This is a genomic window from Stenotrophomonas sp. 2694, from assembly GCF_040548715.1.
Lineage (GTDB): Bacteria > Pseudomonadota > Gammaproteobacteria > Xanthomonadales > Xanthomonadaceae > Stenotrophomonas > Stenotrophomonas indicatrix.
The window spans coordinates 1-20,588 of the sequence record NZ_JBEPSG010000004.1 but is presented as its reverse complement, the minus strand read 5'-3'; the positions used below and the strand labels follow the sequence as shown (position 1 = coordinate 20,588).

Genomic DNA, 20,588 nt, shown 5'->3' with positions numbered 1-20,588 from the left:
TGCAGGCATCAGCGCTTTTCGAACACCGCGATGCTTTCCACGTGCGCGGTATGCGGGAACATGTCCATCGCACCGGCGCTGACCAGGGTGAAGCCCTGTTCGTTGACCAGGTAGCCGGCATCGCGGGCCAGCGAGCCCGGATGGCAGCTGACATAGACGATGCGCTTGAACTGCTTCAACGGCAGCTGCTGCAGCACTTCGATGGCGCCCGAACGCGGCGGATCCAGCAGCAGCTTGTCAAAGCCCTGGCGCATCCATGCCGTGCTGCGCTGGTCCTGGGTGAGGTCGGCGCTGTAGAACTGCGCGTTGGCCAGCCCGTTGCGCTCGGCGTTCTCACGCGCACGCGCCACCAGCCCGGCATCACCTTCCACGCCCACCACTTCGCGCACCTTGCGCGCCAGCGGCAGGGTGAAGTTGCCCAGGCCACAGAACAGGTCCAGCACGCGCTCGTCGGCACCCGGTTCAAGCAGGTCCAGCGCGTGGGCGATCATCTTCTCGTTGAGCTTGGCATTGACCTGGATGAAATCCAGCGGACGGAACGCCAGTTCGACATCCCACGGCGCCAGCCGGAACGAAAGCGCCACGCCCTGCCCGTCCAGCGGCTGCACGGTATCCACGCCGCCCGACTGCAGGTAGATGACAAAACCGTGCTGTTGGCCAAAGGCCGCCCAGGCGGCGCGATCGGCATCACTCAGCGGCTGCAGGTGGCGCACGGTCAGCACCACGGCCTGGTCACCGGCGATGAACTCGATCTGCGGTATGTCGCGCTTGCCATCCAGGGATTCGATGAAGGTCGACAGCACCTCCACCTTGGTGCCGATTTCCGGGATCACGGTCAGGCACTGCTGCAGGTCCGCGACGAAGCGCGGGTCCTGCTCGCGGAAGCCGACCAGGGTCTTGTCCTTCTTCTCGACCCGGCGCACCGAGAACCGGCCCTTGCGGCGGTAGCCCCAGCTGTCACCTACCAGCGGCGGCAGCACGGTGCCCGGCTTCACATGGCCGATGCGCTCCAGGTTGTCCATCAGCACGCGCTGCTTGGCGACGATCTGCTGGTCTTCGTCCAGGTGCTGCAGCACGCAGCCGGCGCAGGTGCCGAAATGCGGGCACTTGGGGGTCACCCGCTGCGGCGAGGCCTGCAGCACTTCCACCGTGCGCGCCTCATCGAAGTGGCGGCTGCGGGCGGTCTGTTCGGCCATCACCACTTCGCCCGGCAGGGCGCCGCTGATGAAGGTGACCTTGCCGCCCTCGCCTTCACGGCGGGCAACACCGCGACCATCATGGCTGAGGTCGAGGATCTCGGTCTGGAAGGGAGTACGGTCGATGCGGGAGCGGGATCGGGCCACGTGGCAACAGGCTGCGGGCAAAAGTGGGGGCGTATTGTCGCAGATCCTGACCAGCAGGGCCGCTGGCCGCTTGCGCCCGCCGCCGCCGTGCTTGATGATTGACCCCAGCTGACATGGAGGCAGCCCTGATGCAGATGACCCCGCGGGCCAGTCGACCCCGCTTCCTGCTTGTCGAGGACGACATCATCAGCCGTGGTTTTTTCAAAGCGGCGTTGGAAACGTTACCAGCGGATGTGGATACCGCCGACTCACTGGCCAGCGCCCTGGCGCGCGCCGAGCCCGGTGCCCACGATCTGTGGCTGATCGACGTCAACCTGCCTGATGGCAACGGTGCCCAGCTGCTGCACCAGCTGCGCCGCTCGCACCCGGACACCCCGGCGCTGGCGCACACCGCCGACGGCGATGCTGCCATTCACGCCCGCCTGCGCGAGGCGGGTTTCAGCGACACCCTGGTCAAACCGCTGGGCCGCGACCAACTGCTGAAGGCGGTCCGTCGCGCGTTGGTCAACAGCCCCGCCGGTTCCACGGTGCCGCCGGCGGCGGTCGAGCTGGCCCTGGAGGACTGGGACGAAACCGCCGCCCTGGCCGCGCTCAATGGCCAACGCAACCACCTGATCGCCCTGCGCGAGCTGTTCCTGGCCGAACTGCCGGGCGTGCGCGATGCGGTCGAACAGGCCGTGGACCAGCATGACGAGCGCCAGCTGCGCAGCCAGCTGCACCGGTTGCAGGCCAGCTGCGGGTTCGTGGGTGCAGCGCGACTGGCACGTGCGGTACGGCAGCTGCATCACACGCCCGAATCGGGGCAGGCACAGGCGGGGTTCCGCGCGGCGGTGGCTGCCCTGCTGCACTGAGGGTTGGTCGGCAGGGCTGCGCCCTGCACCCGCCGAAGCTGACGTCAAATTCAACGTCAAAAGCGTGCATCCCGTGGGATGGCGGGGCGGTGTCGGAGTGCGGGGACGCCGTGAACCCGTCCATGGGGGCTTGGCAGCCGCATCCATGCGGCTGACACCCCGCACTCCGACACCGCCCCACCTCTGACAGATTTCCGCGATCTGGTAGATCCACGCCATGCGTGGATGAATCTCCATCGAAATCGAATATTTCGATATTGGATCGAAGAGCATCCACGCATGGCGTGGATCTACGTGTCGACCAAGGTCGACACCTACCAGAGCCGGAAGCCATTCCGACAGCTCGCGGACAATTGTCGAAGGCGGGGTGGGTCCGGTTGCGGGGGTGTCCGCGGCATGGATGCCGCGGCCAAGCCCCCATGGACGGGTTTACGGCGTCCCCCGCAATCGGACCCACCCCGCCTACCCACGGAATGCACGCTGTTGTTGTTGCTGTTGCTCTGGCTCGTGCCTTGGCCTCGGCAGGTGCAGGGCTGCAAGCCCTGCCGAACACCCCTCAACGCCGGGGTGTCAGCTGCTCCAGCATCTCCCACGACTTCAACCCGCGCGCGCCCAGGTGATGGGCCAGCACCCGCCGCATCGGCAGGCGCAGGCTGGCCAGATCGGCGGCTTCCGGTTCGTCGTCGGCTGCCAGGGCCAGCAGTGCCGAGCCGGTAGCCGCTGCGCGACGCTCGCCGCCACGCTCGCTGAGCAGGCGCTGCGGTCCTTCCTGCGGGTCCAGTTCATAGCGCGCCGCCGGGTCAATCGGCTGGCCATCGCTGGCGGTCTCCAGATCGAAACCCACGCCCAGCGCCGTCAGCAGCTCGCGTTCGAAACGGCGCAGGGTCCAGGCCAGTCCGGCCCCCACGGCCAGGCGCGCACGCGCCTCACCAAAGGCCAGGTACAACTCCGGCAGCGGGTCCTGGCGCGGTGCCAGGCGCAGGGTCAACTCGCTGAGATAGAACCCGGCCAGCATGGCCTGGCCGAGCAGGCGCGGCGCCACATCCAGCGCTTCAGCACCGCGCAGCTGGGCCAGTTCGCCACGCTGCAGCGCGCTGAAGCGGATCCACTGCAGTGGCTGAAGGGCCGCTCGCAGCACCTGGCCCTTGGCCGTGGAAACACCACGCGCGAGCAGGCCGATCCGGCCGTGCTCGGCGCTCAATACCTCGACCAGCAGGCTGGTCTCGCGATAGGCCCGCGCATGCAGCACGAAGCCGGTGTCGTCCTCGATCAGCATCGAAGCGACCGTCGCGGCTTATTCGTAGCCGAAGGCCTTCAGCGCGGCCTCGTCATCGGACCAGCCCTCACGCACGCGCACCCAGGTTTCCAGGAACACCTTGGCACCGAACAGACGCTCCATCTGCAGGCGGGACTTGGCCCCGATCTCCTTCAGGCGGGTGCCGCCCTTGCCGATCACGATCGCCTTCTGGCCTTCGCGCTCGACCCAGATCACCGCACCGATGCGCAGCAGGTTGCCGTCCTCGGTGAAGCGCTCGATCTCCACCGTGGTGGCGTACGGCAGCTCTTCGCCCAACTGGCGCATCAGCTGTTCACGCACCAGTTCGCCGGCCAGGAAGCGCTGGCTGCGGTCGGTGATCTCGTCTTCGCCGAACATCGGCGGGGCTTCCGGCAACAGCGCCAGCACGTCACGGACCAGGGCTTCCAGGCCGTTGCGCTTCTGCGCCGAAATCGGATGCACCGACGAGAAATCACGGCCGGCGGTCACTTCCTGCAGGAACGGCAGAAGTGCGCCCTTGTCCTTCATGCGGTCGATCTTGTTGACCACCAGCACCACCGGGATACCGGCGTCGCGCAGCACGTTGAAGGCCAGGCTGTCCTCTTCGTCCCAGCGACCGGCTTCGATCACCAGCAGGCCGGCGTCGACGCCTTCCAGCGAGCCGCGGGCAGCGCGGTTCATGACCCGGTTCATCGCCCGCTTCTGCACCTTGTGCAGGCCGGGCGTGTCGACCAGCACCAGCTGCCCTTCCGGGTAGGTGGCGATGCCCAGCAGGCGGTGACGGGTGGTCTGCGGCCGGTTGGACACGATGCTGACCTTGGCCCCGACCAAGGCATTGGTCAGGGTCGATTTGCCCACGTTGGGGCGGCCGATGACGGCCACGCTGCCGCAATGATGGGGAGTTTGTTCGCTCACTTGGAATCCAGTTGTTCAAGGACGGCCGCAGCCGCTTGTTGTTCGGCAATCCGCCGCGAGGAGCCTTCGCCCTCGGTGCTGGCGGCGGGGTCGGCTACGTTGCAGCGTACCCGGAAGTGTTTGGCGTGGTCGTCACCGGATTCTGACACCAGTTCGTACTGTGGCAACGCCTTCTGTCGGCCCTGCAGCCATTCCTGCAGGCGGGTCTTGGGGTCCTTCTCCGGTCGCCCGGTGGCCGGCAGCGCCTCCATCGAGGCGGCAAACCAGGGCAGGACCATCGCCCGGCAGGCTTCAAAACCCGCGTCCAGGTAGATCGCAGCAACCACGGCCTCGAATGCATCGGCCAGGGTCGAGTCGCGGCGATGGCCGCCGGACTTCATTTCGCCGGGGCCCATCGTCAGCCGGTCACCCAGCTGCAGGGTCCGCGCGATCACCGCCAGCGCACCCTCGCGGACCAGCTCGGCGCGGGCGCGGGTCATCGCGCCTTCGTCCGCCTTGGGCCAGCGCAGGTACAACGCCTCGGCGACCATCATGTTGACGATGCTGTCGCCAAGGAACTCCAGCCGCTCGTTATGCGGCGCGCCGGCACTGCGATGGGTCAGCGCCTGCTTGAGCAGGTCTGGGTCGCGGAAGGCGTGACCGATCAGGTCTTCACGTTGGAAAGATTTATTCGGCACCGCTACGGGTCAGGTCCTGGGAAGAATCGAATTTGCCAACCACATCCAGGTTGCCGACCAGTTGGCGGCGCACTTCGTAGTTGACCTTGAGGGTCCAGCCATTGTCGCGACGGTCGAACTTGACGTTGGCCGGCTTCACGTTGTCCGAGTAGTTGATGTACAGCCGCTTGAAGAACAGTTCCTGGATGTTGGCCGGCGCCATGCTGCCGATGCCCGGTTCCTTGGCCAGGCTCTTCATCGCCGAGCGCACCGCGTAATACTCCTGGTACATCGGGAACAGCTTCATGCCGATGTAGAGGAAGAAGCCAACCACGATCAGGACCGTCAGGAACGAGGTCAGGGTCATGCCGCGCTGCGTGTTCATCGTCTTCATTGCGTTCTCCCCAGATACGCGAGTGGATGTGAAGTCAGTTGATGCTCGAGCCGATCCGCGACGGTTCGAAGCCGTCCTTGCAGAACCAGCCCTGGCAGTTCAGCCAGATCAGGAATGCCTTGCCGCGCAGGTTCTCTTCCGGCAGCAGGCCCCAGAAACGGCCGTCGTCGCTGTTGTCGCGATTGTCGCCCATCACCAGGTACTTGCCGGCCGGCACGGTCCACTGGCCCTGGCCACGCGGATAATCGGTCTCCAGCACGGTGTGGGTACGGCCCGGCAGGTGCTCGACCAGCAGGTTGGCGCCCTCGCCCTGACCCTTGTGGCCAGCGTAGATGCCCTTGTTGTCGTACTTCAGCGGTTCGCCGTTGAGGATCACCCCGTCGCCTTCGAACACGACGGTGTCGCCCGGCACGCCGATCACGCGCTTGATGAAGTTCTCGCCCTTGGCCGGGTCGTTGTCGCCATGGCCGGGGAAGTGGAAGACCACCACGTCACCACGGGCCGGATCGCCGACCGGCACGAAGCGGGTGTTGGTGATCGGCAGGCGCAGGCCATAGGAGAACTTGTTGACCAGGATGAAATCGCCGATCAGCAGGTTCGGCATCATCGAGCTGGACGGGATCTTGTACGGCTCGGCGATGAAGCTGCGCACGATCAGCACGATCGCCAGCACCGGGAAGAACGCACGCGAGTAGTCCACCAGCACCGGCTCGGTGTCGAGCAGGCCGGCGCGCTGGGCGCGACGCTTGGCCAGGTACAGCTTGTCGGCCAGCAGGATCAGGCCGGAGGCCAGGGTCAGCACGACCAGGAGGATCTCAAACAGTTTCATTCAGGGTCCTTTGCAACGTCACCGGACGATCGGCCCGAAGGCCGGTTTCGGGGCTTATTTGTTGTCCATCTGCAGCACGGCCAGGAAGGCTTCCTGCGGAATTTCCACGCGGCCGACCTGCTTCATGCGCTTCTTGCCTTCCTTCTGCTTTTCCAGAAGCTTCTTCTTGCGCGAAACGTCGCCACCATAGCACTTGGCCAGAACGTTCTTGCGCATGGCCTTGACCGTGGTGCGCGAGATGATCTGCGAGCCGACGGCGGCCTGGATGGCCACGTCGAACTGCTGGCGCGGGATCAGGTCCTTCATCTTTTCGCACAGCTCGCGACCACGACGATCGGCATGGCTGCGATGCACGATCAGCGACAGCGCATCGACCTTGTCGCCGTTGATCAGCACGTCCACGCGCACGAACGGACCGGCATCGAAGCGCACGAAGTGGTAGTCCAGCGAGGCATAGCCACGGCTGACCGACTTCAGCTTGTCGAAGAAGTCCAGCACCACTTCGGCCATCGGCAGCTCGTAGCTGATCTGCACCTGGCTGCCCAGGTAGTTGATGCCGATCTGACTGCCGCGCTTTTCTTCGCACAGCTTGATGATGTTGCCGATGTACTCCTCGGGAGTGAGCACGTTGGCGCGGATGATCGGCTCGCGGATCTCCTGCACATGGTTCACCGGCGGCAGCTTGGCCGGGTTGTCCATGTTGATGATCGTGCCATCGGTCTTCAGGACTTCATACACCACCGTCGGCGCGGTGCTGATCAGGTCCAGGTTGTATTCGCGCTCCAGGCGCTCCTGCACGATTTCCATGTGCAGCATGCCGAGGAAGCCGCAACGGAAACCGAAGCCCATCGCTTCGGAGCTTTCCGGCTCGAAGCGCAGCGCGGCATCGTTCAGGCGCAGCTTGTCCAGCGCTTCGCGCAGGTCCGGGTAGTCCTCGGCATCGACCGGGAACAGGCCGGCGAACACGCGCGGCTGCATTTCCTGGAAGCCGGGCAGCGGCTTCGGCGCCGGGTCGGCAGCGAGGGTCAGGGTGTCGCCGACGGGAGCGCCGTGCACGTCCTTGATGCTGGCGGTGACCCAGCCCACTTCGCCCGCGCGCAGTGCCGGCAGCACCTTGCGCTTCGGGGTGAACACACCAACGTTGTCGACCTGGTGGTTGCGGCCGGTGGACATCACCTGCAGCTTGTCACCGGCCTTGATCTCGCCCTGCATCACGCGCACCAGCGAGACCACGCCCAGGTAGTTGTCGAACCACGAGTCGATGATCAGCGCCTGCAGCTTGTCGGTATCGCGCGGCACCGGCGGCGGAATGCGATGCACGATCGCTTCCAGCACGTCGACCACGTTCAGGCCGGTCTTGGCGCTGACCGGCACGGCGTCGCTGGCATCGATGCCGATCACGGCCTCGATCTCGGCCTTGGCGCGCTCGATATCGGCGGTGGGCAGGTCGATCTTGTTGATCACCGGCACCACTTCCAGCCCCTGCTCCACGGCGGTGTAGCAGTTGGCCACCGACTGCGCTTCCACGCCCTGGGCCGCATCGACCACCAGCAGCGCGCCCTCGCAGGCGGCCAGCGAGCGGCTGACTTCATAGGAGAAGTCGACGTGGCCGGGGGTGTCGATGAAGTTCAGGTGGTAGGTCTGGCCGTCCTTCGCCACGTACGGCAGCGACACCGACTGCGCCTTGATGGTGATGCCACGTTCGCGCTCGATCGGGTTGGAGTCGAGCACCTGCGCTTCCATCTCGCGGGCCTGGAGGCCGCCACAGAGCTGGATGATGCGGTCGGCCAGCGTGGACTTGCCGTGGTCGACGTGGGCGATGATGGAGAAGTTGCGGATGTTCCGCATCGAATCAGAGGACATAGAGAGGTGGCGGCGGCGCGCGGCGTCGTCAGGGTAACGGTCGATTATCGCATGCCCGGAGGGCCACCGCGTGGTTGGCCTGCCGACACGGCCCCGGAATGGCCGAAGCCCCGCCAGGGCGGGGCTTCGGGGACACCACGAGGGCCGCCGTGAAGGCGGCCATCGGTTGTTACGGGCCGGCCTTGACCGCGACGAAGGCGCTGTTGCCGCTGCCGGTACGGACCAGCAGCATGACCACATCGCCCTTCTTGTAGCCGGACAGCGCGCGGTTCAGGGCTTCAACGCTGCCGACCGGGGTACTGGCCACCTGCAGGATCACCATGCCCCCGGACAGGCCGGCATCACGGGCGCCCTCGCCCTTCACGGCGGTGATGCGGACACCTTCGCCCGCCTCCAGGCCCAGCTGCTTGCGCTGCGGCGCAGTCAAGTCGGCAACGTCCAACCCCAGCAGGGCATTGGCGCCGGCCTGCGGAGCCGCCGTGTCATTGCCTGCGGACGGGCTGCGGGCATTGCCCTGCGCGTCCTCGGCCAGAGCGGTCAGGGTCGCGCTCAGGTCACGCGGCTTGCCATCGCGGATCACGCCCAGGGTGACGCGGCTGCCCGGTGCCATCGCACCGATCAGCGGCGGCAGATCGGACCAGCTGTTGACCGGCGCACCGTTCACCGTGCGGATCACGTCACCGATCTTGACCCCGGCCTTGGCCGCAGCGCTGTCCGGCACGATCTGGTTGACCAGCGCGCCGCGGCTGTCGGGCAGGCCCAGGCCTTGCGCCTTCAATGAATCAATCGGCTCGACCACCGCACCCAGCTGGCCACGGGTGACCTTGCCGCTCTTCTTGATCTGCTCGACCGCGTTCATCGCCAGGTCGATCGGGATCGCGAAGCTGATGCCCATGTAGCCGCCGGAGGCCGAGAAGATCTGCGAGTTGATGCCGACCACTTCACCACGGGTGTTGAGCAGCGGGCCGCCGGAATTGCCCTGGTTGATCGCCACGTCGGTCTGGATGAACGGCACATAGCGCTGGTCTGGGCCACCGGTGTTGCGCCCAAGCGCACTGACCACGCCGGCGGTAACCGAGTGGTCGAGGCCGAACGGCGAGCCGATCGCAACAACCCACTGACCGGGCTTGAGGGTATTGGAATCACCCACGCGCACGGTCGGCAGGTTCTTGCCGTCGATCTTGAGAAGGGCCACGTCGTACTGCTGGTCGCTACCCACCACCTTCGCGGTGAACTCGCGGCTGTCGCCGAGCTTTACCTTCACTTCGCTGGCGTCGGCGACCACGTGGTAATTGGTCAGCACGTAGCCGTCAGGCGAAATGATGAAGCCCGAGCCCATGCCGCGACCCTTGATGCTGGGTCCGCCGTCCTGGCCGCCGGGGCCCTGCCCCGGCATCGGGAAATCGGGGCCGAAGAAGCGGCGGAAGAACTCGGGCATCTCGTCATCACCCGGGACCATGCCGCCGCGTGCCTGACGGTTGCTGCGGACAATGGTGGTGTCGACGTTGACCACGCCGGGGCCAACCTGTTCCACCAGATTGGTGAAGTCAGGCAGACCGCTGACCAGCGGTTGCGCCGGTGCGCGCGGCGCCGCAGCAGCGGCGGTGGCCTGCGGCGGGGCGGTCGTCGGCGCCGCCGGTTGGGCGCAGGCCACCAGCGGCAGGGTCAGGGCGAACAGGCCAATGGCCTGTGTGCGGAGTCGGGGAGTCATCGGACGGCAACCTCCGGGTCGGATGGAAAGGGAAAGAAGCGCCCCGCTGGCGGCGGGGCGTGTGACGTTACCCGGCTCAGTCGCGCGGGCGCTGCGGCGCCGGCAGGTCGTCCTGCAGGCGTGGCTCGAACGGATAGAACGCAGCGCCACCGGCATGGGCCGGGAAACTGGCATTGAGGGCACCACCGGCGGCGGGCGCCAGGCTGGAGCGCGGCCACGGCCGTGCCTGCAGATTGCCGACCTCGCCAAAGGGCAGATTGCGCGCGCTACCGGCGGGCATGGTCGGGGTCAGCGGCGCCTGGCTGGCAACCGCGCGCAGCGGTGCGTCATCGCGCTGGGCCACGCGTGCGGCCTGCTGGCTGCGGGTGGCGCTGGCGCGGCGCACATCCTGGCGACGGCTGGCGGCGGCCATGGCCACCGCCGGCACGCTGGCCACGGCCATCGCAGCAGTGTCCACCGACGCCTCGGTGACGGCAGCCGGTTGCTCCGATGCCGGCGGCAACTGCGCCTGGCTGGCGATCACCTGCGGTGCGGAGACATCCACCGGCGGCGCCTCCTGCAGTTTTTCGCGGCCGACGAACAGCGCTACGGCGGCAACCGAAGCGGCCAGCGCACCGCCGCCCCATGCACGCCAACCACTACGGCGGGCCTGACGCTTCGGCTCGGCCAGCGGTGCGGGCTCGGCGGCGATGGCGGCAGCCACGGCGGCGCTGAAACCGGCCGGTGCCAGCAGCGACGCCTGGCCGCGCATGACATCACCCAGCAGCTGCCAGCGTTCCTGGCAGCCAGCCAGTTCCGGATCGTGTTCCATGCGGCGCACCAGGAAGCGCGCCTCGTCTGCCCCCAGCTCGCCGTCGACCAGCGCCGACAACTGCTGGCGATGGCGTTCGTCCAGGCGTTGCCCGGCGGGAGACTGGTGGTTGTGCGATTCGTTGTTCGGAATGCGGGTCATATACGGCTCTTCTCGCGGGTGGCACTGCCGATGTCCAGCAGCGGCCGGAGTTCGGTGTCGATCGCCTCGCGCGCCCGGAAGATCCGTGAACGCACGGTGCCGATCGGGCACCCCATCTTCTGCGCGATTTCCTCGTAGCTCAGGCCTTCCACCTCGCGCAGGGTGATCGCCGACCGGAGTTCTTCCGGCAGCGCGTTGACGGCCTTCATCACCGTCTGTTCCAGTTCCTGGCGCATCAACTCGCGCTCGGGCGTATCGGTGTCGCGCAGGCGCGTGCCGCTGTCGAACTGCTCGGCGTCGCCGATGTCGATGTCATCGGTCGGCGGGCGGCGATTGTGCGAAGCCAGGTGGTTTTTGGCGGTGTTCACGGCGATCCGATGCAACCAGGTTGAGAACTGGGCGTCGCCGCGGAAGCTTCCAATCGCACGGTACGCACGGATGAAAGTGTCCTGGGCCACGTCCTGACATTCACTCCAGTCGGCGATGTAGCGACCGACCAGGGCCACGACCCGATGCTGGTACTTGCGCACCAGGACATCGAAGGCGGCACTCTCGCCGTGCTGCACGCGCCGGACCAGTTCCAGATCCAGCTCCTGAGGTGTATCAACATCGGCCATGAGGGGCCGCACTCCTGTCAGCCCAACCGACGTCGGGCAATGAGACTGCCAATCCCGGGAAAAGTTCAGTCGCCGATCACCTGGCGCCGCACCAGCTTTTAACCACCGTTCCGTTAACGTTCCGGTCCAAGGCCTGCGATCCGGGGCGCCACACCCCTGCTATTGGGATTTGACGCGGGGGAAACAACCTCTGGATCATAGCCCCCTTCTCCATACACAACCGGATGGAACGTCCATGCTCTCAAGCTTCGATGGTCTCCGCTTCAGCCACTGGCACCCCGAGATCCGCGACGATGGCGTGGTGGTCCTCTCCCTGGATCGTCAGGACAGCAGTGTCAACGCAATGTCGCAGGATGTGCTGCTGGAGCTGGGCGACCTGCTGGAGCGCATCGCCATGGACCCACCGAAGGGCGTGGTGATCCAGTCCCTCAAGAAGGCAGGCTTCATCGCCGGTGCCGACCTGAAGGAGTTCCAGGAGTTCGATCGCCGCGGCACCGTCAACGACGCCATCCGCCGCGGCCAGTCGACCTACCAGAAGCTGGCAGAACTGCCCTGCCCGACCGTGGCCGCCATCCATGGCCATTGCCTGGGCGGCGGTACCGAGCTGGCCCTGGCCTGCCGTTATCGCGTTGCATCCAATGACAGTTCCACCCGCATCGGCCTGCCGGAAACCCAACTGGGCATCTTCCCGGGCTGGGGTGGCAGCGCGCGCCTGCCGCAGCTGGTCGGCGCACCGGCGGCGATGGACATGATGCTGACCGGACGCACGCTGTCGGCCTCGGCCGCACGCGGCATCGGGCTGGTCGACAAGGTGGTGGCACCGGCCGTCGTGCTCGATACCGCCGTGGCGCTGGCACTGTCCGGCACCACCCGCCCGTTCAAGCAGCGTGCGCTGGCCTGGGCGACCAATACCTGGCCGGCACGCCAGCTGCTGGCCCCGCAGATGGTCAAGCAGGTCGCACGCAAGGCGAAGAAGGACCAGTACCCGGCGCCGTATGCGTTGATCAGCACCTGGCAGCGCAGCGGCGGCAAGCCGGTGCAGGCACGCCTGGATGCCGAACGACGCGCCGTAGTGAAGCTGGCCAGCACGCCGACCGCGCGCAACCTGATCCGCATCTTCTTCCTCACCGAACGCCTGAAGGGCCTGGGCGGTGGCGATTCCGGCATCCGCCACGTGCACGTGGTCGGTGCTGGCGTGATGGGCGGTGACATTGCTGCGTGGGCCGCCTACAAGGGTTTTGAAGTGACCCTGCAGGACCGCGAGCAGCGCTTCATCGACCCGGCCATGGAACGTGCGCAGGCACTGTTCGCCAAGAAGGTGCGTGACGAGAGCAAGCGCCCGGCCGTCGCCGCGCGCCTGCGTGCGGACCTGGAAGGCAATGGCGTGGCGCAGGCCGATCTGGTCATCGAAGCGATCATCGAGAACCCGGAAGCCAAGCGTGCGCTGTACCAGACGCTGGAGCCGAAGATGAAGCTCGACGCGTTGCTGACCACCAACACCTCGTCGATTCCGCTGGTGGAGCTGCGCGATCACATCCAGCGCCCGGCGCAGTTCGCCGGCCTGCATTACTTCAACCCGGTGGCCCAGATGCCGCTGGTGGAGATCATCCATCACGACGGCATGGCGGCCGAAACCGAACGTCGCCTGGCAGCCTTCTGCAAGGCGCTGGGCAAGTTCCCGGTGCCGGTGGCCGGCACGCCCGGTTTCCTGGTCAACCGCGTGCTGTTCCCGTACATGCTGGAAGCGGCCACCGCATACGCTGAAGGCATTCCGGGCGCGGTGATCGACAAGGCGGCGGTGAAGTTCGGCATGCCGATGGGCCCGATCGAACTGATCGACACCGTAGGCCTGGACGTGGCCGCTGGCGTGGGCAAGGAACTGGCCCCGTTCCTGGGCCTGCAGATTCCGGCGGCGCTGCAGACGGTGGAACCGGACAAGCGCGGCAAGAAGGATGGCCAGGGCATCTACACCTGGGAGAACGGCCGGGCCAAGAAGCCGGACGTGGCGCGCGACTATCAGGCGCCTGCCGATCTGGAAGATCGCCTGATCCTGCCGTTGTTGAACGAGGCGGTGGCGTGCCTGCACGAAGGCGTGGTGGCCGACGCGGACCTGCTGGATGCGGGCGTGATCTTCGGTACCGGCTTCGCACCGTTCCGCGGCGGTCCGATCCAGCACATCCGTGCGGTGGGTGCCGATGCCATCGTGGAGCGCCTGAAGGCGCTGCAGCAGCGTCACGGTGATCGCTTCGCACCGCGCCCGGGCTGGGACAACCCGGTACTGCGCGAACCGGTGGTTTGATGTGATCAGCCGGGCCTGCGGCCCGGCACCCGCGTAGGCAACAGCAACAGCAACAGCCGAAGCCAGAGTCAGAGCCGGAGCAACAGCCGGCTCTGGCTTTTCTGTTTGGTGGGCGGGGCGGTGTGGGTTGGCAGGACACGCCGTAAACCCATCCATGGGGGCTCGATGGCGCCATCCATGGCGCCAACGGTCCTGCCAACCCACACCGCCCCACCCCTGACAGTTTCCCGGTGACGGTCGGTGACCTTCGGGAGCTGGTAGGTGTCGACCTTGGTCGACACGCTTGGTCCACGCCATGCGTGGATGCGAGCGAAGCGACCGGCGTTTGGGTTTGATTTTGATTTTCTTTTTTCTTCTCCGTGGCTGGACAGCACACGGAAACCGTCAGAGGCCGGGCGGGTGGGTGGCGCAGGACCGTTGGCGCCATGGATGGCGCCATCGAGCCCCCATGGACGGGTTTACGGCGTGTCCTGCGCCACCCACCCGCCCGGCCAAGCGCGGCTTCTGCTTTTGCCTTCAGCGACCAACCCACAGCCACGAGGGGCTGCGCCGTTGGCTGGAACAACCTGTTACCCGGACGGGGAATGTCACCGCCACCACCACATGCGATGCTGACCGCCTTGATCCCTGCCAGCGAGAACGCCCGCATGACCACCATCATCGCCCCGCGCGTGCACGACATCGGCGGCCTGGAAGTGCGCCGCGCCGTGCCCACCCTGCAGGCCCGCAGCATCGGTTCGTTCGTGTTCGTCGACCAGATGGGCCCGGCACTCATGCACCCCGGTACCGCCATCGACGTGCGCCCGCACCCGCATATCGGCCTGGCCACCGTCACCTACCTCTGGTCCGGTGCCATCGGCCACCGCGATACGCTGGGCTCGGACCAGGTGATCCGTCCCGGCGACGTCAACTGGATGACCGCCGGCCGCGGCATCGCCCATTCCGAGCGCACGCCGCAACCGGACCGCGACCATGACAACCCGATCCACGGCATGCAGACCTGGGTTGCGTTGCCGAAGTCGCATGAGGAAATCGAACCGGCCTTCTACCACCATGCCGCCGCCACCCTGCCCGAGCAGCGCCGCAACGGCGCCTGGCTGCGCGTCATTGCCGGACGCGCCTATGGCGAGGAGTCGCCGGTCAAGGTGTTCGCCGACACGCTCAACGTGGCGATCGACCTGGACCCGGATGCAGAGATCGACATCGATGATGGCCACCGCGAACGTGCGCTGTACATCCTCGAAGGCGAAGCGCAGCTGGATGGTGTGGACATTCCCGCCCAGCACCTGGTGCTTCCCGAAGCCGGTGCGCGCGGCCGCCTGCGGGCGAAGACGCCGGTGAAGGCGATGCTGTTCGGCGGCGAACCGCTGGATGGCCCGCGCCATCTGTGGTGGAACTTCGTTTCCAGCTCGAAGGAACGTATCGAGCAGGCCAAGCACGACTGGGAAGCCGGACGTTTCGGCACCATTCCCGGCGACGACAAGGAATTCATTCCCCTGCCCCAGTACTGAGCATCGCGTGTTGCACACATCCGAAGGTGTATCCCTGCACCCGGCGTTGACGCTACAGTCACCCGCTGATCACTGAAATGTGACATAAATCACACTTTAGACCGTCAAAGGAGTGCAACACATGAGCATGGGTAAACGCTTGTCCGCCGAGTTCCTCGGCACGTTCTGGCTGGTCCTGGGTGGCTGTGGCAGTGCGGTGCTGGCCGCCAAGTTCGGTGGCGACGGCAATCCGCTGGGTATCGGTTTCCTCGGCGTGGCCCTGGCCTTCGGCCTGACCGTGGTGACCGGCGCCTACGCGTTCGGCCATATCTCCGGTGCGCACTTCAATCCAGCGGTCAGCGTGGGCCTGTGGGCCGGTGGCCGCTTCCCGACCCGGGATCTGGTGCCCTACATCATCGCGCAGGTGGCCGGCGGCCTGCTGGCCGGCTTCATCCTGCTGCAGATCGCCTCCGGTGCCAGCGGCTTCGCCATTGATGGCAGCCAGGCCGGCGCGTTCGCCAGCAACGGCTATGGTGCGCTGTCACCCGGTGGCTACAGCGTGGCGGCCGCGTTCCTGTGCGAAGTGGTGCTCACGGCGGTGTTCCTGATCGTGATCATGGGCGCGACCCATGGCAAGGCGCCGGCGGGCTTCGCGCCGCTGGCCATCGGCCTGGCCCTGACCCTGATCCACCTGATCAGCATTCCGGTGACCAATACGTCGGTGAACCCGGCCCGCTCCACGGCGGTGGCCTTCTTCGCCGGCAGTGGCGCAACCGGCCAGCTGTGGCTGTTCTGGGTCGCCCCGCTGCTGGGCGGTGCGATCGGCGGCATCATCTACAAGTGGATCGGCAACGACCGCTGAGCCATGACCGTGCCATTGCGGCCGACCCTCGGCCGCAATGGTTACGGATGTAACCGCGATTTGTGCGATCGCTCACGTTCCGTTAAGGTCTGGTCATCCGCCCGTGCTTTCGCCGGGCAGGACGGCATCCGGGGATGGGATGCCTCGACCGCCGGTGTCACCGGCGGTGCCAACGACACGCCACCTTGGGGGATGCATGAAGTTCGCGCCTGTTGTTCTGTCGAGCCTGTTGTTCGTTGCGGCGTCTGCCTGCGCGCAGGCCCCGGTCGACTGTCCTTCGTTGCCCGCCAGCAGCGGCCTGCAATGGCAGCAGCAGGCACAGTCCGGCTTCCTGGTCTGCCGCGCGGCCACCAGTGACGGGCGCGAAGTACTGAGCCTGATGCTCAGCCAGCGCGATCCGGGCATTCCACTGACCCGCTCGCTGCGCCAGGAAAAAGGCAGCTTTGCCGGTGAATCGATGTACTGGTACCAGCCGGACCTGGGCGGCCAGCAGCCGCCGGGCTATGCCGAGCGCCGCATCAGCGTGGTCAAGCTGGACAAGGGCCGCTACGCGCAGATCGCGCTGTATCCCGACAGTTCCCAGGAACTGGGCACGCTGCAGCAGCTTGCGCAGGGCATGAACCTGACGCCCTCTGCCGTGGCCGACGGCCGCTGAGGCGCTGCGGGGATGACTGCCTGGCAGCATTCCCGCACTTCCACCCGATCCATCGGTAGCGCCGGGCCATGCCCGGCGGCTTTCTGTCGTGTCGGCTCTTCTGGACATCCGCCGGGCATGGCCCGGCGCTACCAATGTGCTGTGGGCATGGCCCGGCGCTACCGATGCGCTGTGGGCGTGGCCCGGTGCTACCAATGTGCTGTGGGCATGGCCCGCAGCGCGACCTCAGAACCTGCCTTCCTGGAAATCGACGAAGGCCTGCATCAATTCCTCGCGGGTGTTCATCACGAACGGGCCATGGCGCATCACCGGCTCGCGCAGCGGACGACCCGCCACCAGGATCAACCGCGCACCGTCGCTGCCTGCCGACAGATGCAGCTGCTCGCCGCCGCCCAGCACCGCCAGTTCCTGCCGCGCCACGTCGCGCGCCGCATCCTGCTCGCCCACCGTCAACCCGCCTTCGAACACATAGACGAACGCGTTGTGGCCTTCGGGCAGGGAGTAGGTCCAGGCACGATCGGCCTCCAGTGCAATGTCCAGATACAGCGGATCGGTGGCTGGCTGCGCGATCGGCCCCACCGTGCCCTCGACCGTGCCGGCGATCACCTTGACCTGCACGCCTTCGGCCGGCTGCACCACCGGGATCTTCCCGGGAGCGAATTCCTGGTACTTCGGCGCGGTCATCTTGTCGCGCGCCGGCAGGTTCACCCACAGCTGGAAGCCGCGCATCTGCCCGCTTTCCTGCTCGGGCATCTCCGAATGCACCAGGCCACGGCCGGCCGTCATCCACTGCACGCTGCCGGGGGTCAGCAGGCCCTCGTTGCCGTGATTGTCGCGATGCCGCATGCGGCCATCGAGCATGTAGGTGACGGTCTCGAAACCACGATGCGGATGCTCGGGGAAACCGGCGATGTAGTCCTCGGCGCGATCGGTGCCGAATTCGTCGAGCAGCAGGAACGGATCGAGGTCGGGCAGCGAGGGGCCGCCGATGACCCGGGTCAGGCGAACACCGGCACCGTCGGAGGTGGGCATGCCACGGATGGTACGCAGGACGCGGACCGGCTCGGGAAGGCTCATGGTGACTCCTGTTGGATGGATGCCGGTAAAAATGGACGCTGCAGCGCGCAACGCCAATGGATGCCGTCGCAACCGATTGTTCCATCCCTGGTGTTCGCCGCACGTCATGTCCGCACGCCGGCACCGCCTGCGTTGTCGGCTGCGAAGGAACATCGCCACCTGCCACACCCATGTACGACCAAAGTACTACCGCCGAATGGTCCCGTGCACATTGACCCTGCCAGGGGCACGCGGGACTCTTTGCCTGTCTTTCCGGGAGAGAGCACCTCATGAAAGGTTTTTCCAAAATAGGCTGGGCGGCCCTCGCCCTGCTCGGCGCGTTCTGCCTGGGCACGGTGGCGCTGCGGCGCGGTGAGCACATCAACGCGTTGTGGATCGTGGTCGCGGCGGTATCGCTGTACCTGGTTGCCTACCGCTTCTACAGCCTGTTCATCGCCGACAAGGTGATGCAGCTCGATCCGACCCGGGCCACCCCGGCGGTGATCAACAACGATGGCCTGGACTACGTACCGACCAACAAGCACGTGCTGTTCGGCCACCACTTCGCCGCCATTGCCGGTGCCGGCCCGCTGGTCGGCCCGGTGCTGGCCGCGCAGATGGGCTACCTGCCCGGCCTGCTGTGGCTGGTGGTCGGCGTGGTGCTGGCCGGTGCGGTGCAGGACTTCATGGTCCTGTTCCTGTCCAGCCGCCGCAACGGCCGCTCACTGGGTGACCTGGTGCGCGAGGAAATGGGCCAGGTGCCCGGCACCATCGCGTTGTTCGGTGCCTTCCTGATCATGATCATCATCCTGGCCGTGCTGGCGATGGTGGTGGTCAAGGCGCTGGCGGAAAGCCCGTGGGGCATGTTCACGGTGATCGCGACGATGCCCATCGCGATCCTGATGGGCGTCTACATGCGCTACATCCGGCCGGGCAAGATCGGTGAGATCTCGGTGGTGGGCCTGGTGCTGCTGCTCGCCGCGATCTGGTTCGGTGGCAAGGTGGCGGCAGACCCGACCTGGGGCCCGGCGTTCACCTTCACCGGCACCCAGATCACCTGGATGCTGATCGGCTACGGTTTCGTCGCCTCGGTGCTGCCGGTCTGGCTGCTGCTGGCACCGCGCGACTACCTGTCGACCTTCCTGAAGATCGGCACGATCATCGCGCTGGCCATCGGCATCCTGGTGGTGATGCCGGAACTGAAGATGCCGGCGCTGACCCAGTTCGCGGCCAGCGGCGACGGCCCGGTGTGGAAAGGCGGCATGTTCCCGTTCCTGTTCATCACCATCGCCTGCGGCGCGGTGTCGGGTTTCCATGCACTGATCTCCTCGGGCACTACGCCCAAGCTGCTGGCCAATGAAGCGCACATGCGCTACATCGGCTACGGCGGCATGCTGATGGAATCGTTCGTGGCCGTGATGGCGCTGGTGGCGGCCTCGATCATCGATCCGGGCATCTACTTCGCGATGAACAGCCCGGCGGCAGTGATCGGTGCCGATGCAGCGTCGGCCGCGCACTACATCACCAATACCTGGGGCTTCACCATCACCCCCGAACAGCTGACGGCCACGGCGGCAGCGATCGGTGAACCGACCATCCTGCATCGTGCCGGTGGTGCCCCCACCCTGGCGGTGGGCATCGCGCAGATCCTGCATGAGGCGATCCCCAGCAGCAGCGACGCGATGATGGCGTTCTGGTACCACTTCGCCATCCTGTTCGAAGCACTGTTCATCCTCACCGCTGTGGATGCGGGCACACGTGCCGGTCGTTTCATGCTGCAGGACCTGCTCGGCAATTTCGTGCCGGCGCTGAAGAAGACCGAGTCGTGGACCGCCAACATTATCGGCACTGCCGGCTGCGTGGCGCTGTGGGGCTACCTGCTGTACACCGGCGTGGTCGATCCGTTCGGCGGCATCCAGACGTTGTGGCCGTTGTTCGGCATCTCCAACCAGATGCTGGCGGGCATCGCGCTGATGCTGGGCACGGTGGTGCTGTTCAAGATGAAGCGTGACCGCTACGCGTGGGTCACCGCGGTGCCTGCGGTGTGGCTGCTGATCTGCACCACCTATGCTGGTTTCATCAAGATCTTCGACAGCAATCCGGCGCAGGGCTTCCTGGCACAGGCACACAAGTTCCAGGACGCGTTGGCCAGCGGCACCATCACCGCACCGGCGAAGTCGGTCGCGCAGATGCAGCAGATCGTGGTCAATGCCTATGTAAACACCGGCCTGACCGCGCTGTTCCTGCTGGTGGTGGCGTCGGTGCTGGTGTATTCGATCAAGACGATCGTGGCGGCGCGCCGCAATCCGCAGCGCAGCGACCGCGAGACCCCGTACGTGGCGCTGAAGCCGCATGAAATGGTGGACCTGTAATGAGTACACAACTGGTTCCGGTGGGGCAGTACCAGGCGCATCGCCGGATCTGGCGACGCCTGGTGCAGACGGCGCGGCTGTGCTGCGGCATTCCCGACTACGACAACTATGTGCGGCATGTGCGGGAGAAGCATCCGGACCGCGAGCCGATGGACTACAAGACGTTCTTCCGCGAGCGGCAGGAAGCGCGGTATGGCGGGCGCAACGGTGGTCGCTGCTGTTGAGGTTCCCGGTGGGTGCCGGGCTTGCAGCCCGGCGCCCGCAGAGGCAACGGCAACATCAACTGCAACCGCAACTGCTGGAGCGTCGGCTCTGGGGTTCTGTGGGTTTGACGGGGCGGTGGGGGGGGGGGGGGGCCCCCCCGCCACCCCCCCCCCGGGGGGGGGGGGGGGCCGACGGGCGCCCCCAGTCCCAGCAAGCCCCCCACCCCCCCCCCACGCACAAAAT

The 20,588-nt window shown here is 66.4% G+C and carries 18 protein-coding genes; 7 read left to right on the top strand and 11 right to left on the bottom strand.

The genetic code is table 11. The features are described 5' to 3' along the window. Window positions 1–8: 8 nt before the first annotated feature. Window positions 9–1,343 (bottom strand): 23S rRNA (uracil(1939)-C(5))-methyltransferase RlmD, encoded by a 1,335-nt coding sequence (gene rlmD / locus ABIA73_RS06610; RefSeq protein ID WP_025879185.1) that lies wholly within the window; start codon window positions 1,341–1,343, stop codon window positions 9–11. 128 nt (window positions 1,344–1,471) lie between these two features. Here rlmD and ABIA73_RS06605 point away from each other — a divergent pair, with 128 nt between their 5' ends. Beyond that, window positions 1,472–2,194, top strand: a complete 723-nt coding sequence (locus ABIA73_RS06605; protein ID WP_025879186.1) for an Hpt domain-containing response regulator — start codon at window positions 1,472–1,474, stop codon at window positions 2,192–2,194. 556 nt (window positions 2,195–2,750) lie between these two features. On the opposite strand, the gene recO is transcribed toward ABIA73_RS06605, so the two are convergent. From recO to rpoE, 9 genes are all read right to left on the bottom strand, one after another. Beyond that, window positions 2,751–3,470, bottom strand: a complete 720-nt coding sequence (recO, locus tag ABIA73_RS06600; RefSeq protein WP_134832927.1) for a DNA repair protein RecO — start codon at window positions 3,468–3,470, stop codon at window positions 2,751–2,753. Between the two features lie 18 nt (window positions 3,471–3,488). Beyond that, window positions 3,489–4,385 carry a GTPase Era gene (era, locus tag ABIA73_RS06595; RefSeq protein WP_025877117.1) on the bottom strand — a complete coding sequence of 299 codons (897 nt, stop codon included), beginning with the start codon at window positions 4,383–4,385 and terminating at the stop codon, window positions 3,489–3,491. Next, window positions 4,382–5,062 (bottom strand): ribonuclease III, encoded by a 681-nt coding sequence (gene rnc, locus ABIA73_RS06590; RefSeq protein WP_025877115.1) that lies wholly within the window; start codon window positions 5,060–5,062, stop codon window positions 4,382–4,384. Before rnc ends, era begins: the two co-directional genes overlap by 4 nt. After that, window positions 5,052–5,435 carry a DUF4845 domain-containing protein gene (locus ABIA73_RS06585; RefSeq protein WP_025877113.1) on the bottom strand — a complete coding sequence of 128 codons (384 nt, stop codon included), beginning with the start codon at window positions 5,433–5,435 and terminating at the stop codon, window positions 5,052–5,054. The genes rnc and ABIA73_RS06585 overlap by 11 nt, the downstream gene beginning before the upstream one ends. 34 nt (window positions 5,436–5,469) lie before the next feature. Further along, the gene (lepB, locus tag ABIA73_RS06580) at window positions 5,470–6,264 is read right to left on the bottom strand and encodes a signal peptidase I (protein ID WP_025877111.1); all 795 of its coding nucleotides are present in this window, start codon (window positions 6,262–6,264) and stop codon (window positions 5,470–5,472) included. A 54-nt stretch (window positions 6,265–6,318) separates the two neighbouring features. Next, window positions 6,319–8,112 (bottom strand): translation elongation factor 4, encoded by a 1,794-nt coding sequence (gene lepA, locus ABIA73_RS06575; protein ID WP_033832213.1) that lies wholly within the window; start codon window positions 8,110–8,112, stop codon window positions 6,319–6,321. A gap of 184 nt (window positions 8,113–8,296) precedes the next feature. Next, entirely contained in the window at window positions 8,297–9,838 is a 1,542-nt protein-coding gene (locus tag ABIA73_RS06570; RefSeq protein WP_059064782.1) for a DegQ family serine endoprotease, read from the bottom strand. A gap of 76 nt (window positions 9,839–9,914) precedes the next feature. After that, window positions 9,915–10,790 carry a sigma-E factor negative regulatory protein gene (locus tag ABIA73_RS06565; protein WP_059064783.1) on the bottom strand — a complete coding sequence of 292 codons (876 nt, stop codon included), beginning with the start codon at window positions 10,788–10,790 and terminating at the stop codon, window positions 9,915–9,917. Continuing rightward, window positions 10,787–11,407: an RNA polymerase sigma factor RpoE gene (rpoE, locus tag ABIA73_RS06560; RefSeq protein ID WP_025877103.1), complete on the bottom strand. Its 621-nt coding sequence runs from the start codon at window positions 11,405–11,407 to the stop codon at window positions 10,787–10,789. The genes ABIA73_RS06565 and rpoE overlap by 4 nt, the downstream gene beginning before the upstream one ends. Before the next feature lie 235 nt (window positions 11,408–11,642). On the opposite strand from rpoE, the gene ABIA73_RS06555 reads away from it, so the two are divergent. The 4 genes from ABIA73_RS06555 (at window position 11,643) to ABIA73_RS06540 (ending at window position 16,713) form a co-directional block, all read left to right on the top strand. Further along, entirely contained in the window at window positions 11,643–13,706 is a 2,064-nt protein-coding gene (locus ABIA73_RS06555) for a 3-hydroxyacyl-CoA dehydrogenase NAD-binding domain-containing protein (RefSeq protein ID WP_354275570.1), read from the top strand. Between the two features lie 647 nt (window positions 13,707–14,353). Next, window positions 14,354–15,217, top strand: coding sequence for a pirin family protein (locus ABIA73_RS06550; RefSeq protein WP_099786112.1), 864 nt, complete (start codon window positions 14,354–14,356; stop codon window positions 15,215–15,217). 121 nt (window positions 15,218–15,338) lie between these two features. Then, entirely contained in the window at window positions 15,339–16,058 is a 720-nt protein-coding gene (aqpZ, locus tag ABIA73_RS06545; RefSeq protein WP_032951977.1) for an aquaporin Z, read from the top strand. A 196-nt stretch (window positions 16,059–16,254) separates the two neighbouring features. Then, window positions 16,255–16,713 (top strand): hypothetical protein, encoded by a 459-nt coding sequence (locus ABIA73_RS06540; protein WP_025877096.1) that lies wholly within the window; start codon window positions 16,255–16,257, stop codon window positions 16,711–16,713. A gap of 225 nt (window positions 16,714–16,938) precedes the next feature. Here the strand turns inward: ABIA73_RS06540 and ABIA73_RS06535 are convergent, their stop codons facing one another. Continuing rightward, on the bottom strand, window positions 16,939–17,790 hold the full coding sequence (locus tag ABIA73_RS06535) for a pirin family protein (RefSeq protein ID WP_354275569.1): 852 nt from the start codon (window positions 17,788–17,790) through the stop codon (window positions 16,939–16,941). Between the two features lie 269 nt (window positions 17,791–18,059). Between ABIA73_RS06535 and ABIA73_RS06530 the strand changes: the two genes are divergently transcribed. Together ABIA73_RS06530 and ABIA73_RS06525 are read left to right on the top strand one after the other, a co-directional pair. Then, window positions 18,060–20,141 carry a carbon starvation CstA family protein gene (locus tag ABIA73_RS06530; RefSeq protein ID WP_025877093.1) on the top strand — a complete coding sequence of 694 codons (2,082 nt, stop codon included), beginning with the start codon at window positions 18,060–18,062 and terminating at the stop codon, window positions 20,139–20,141. Then, window positions 20,141–20,365: a YbdD/YjiX family protein gene (locus ABIA73_RS06525; RefSeq protein ID WP_025877091.1), complete on the top strand. Its 225-nt coding sequence runs from the start codon at window positions 20,141–20,143 to the stop codon at window positions 20,363–20,365. The genes ABIA73_RS06530 and ABIA73_RS06525 overlap by 1 nt, the downstream gene beginning before the upstream one ends. Window positions 20,366–20,588 lie beyond the last annotated feature (223 nt).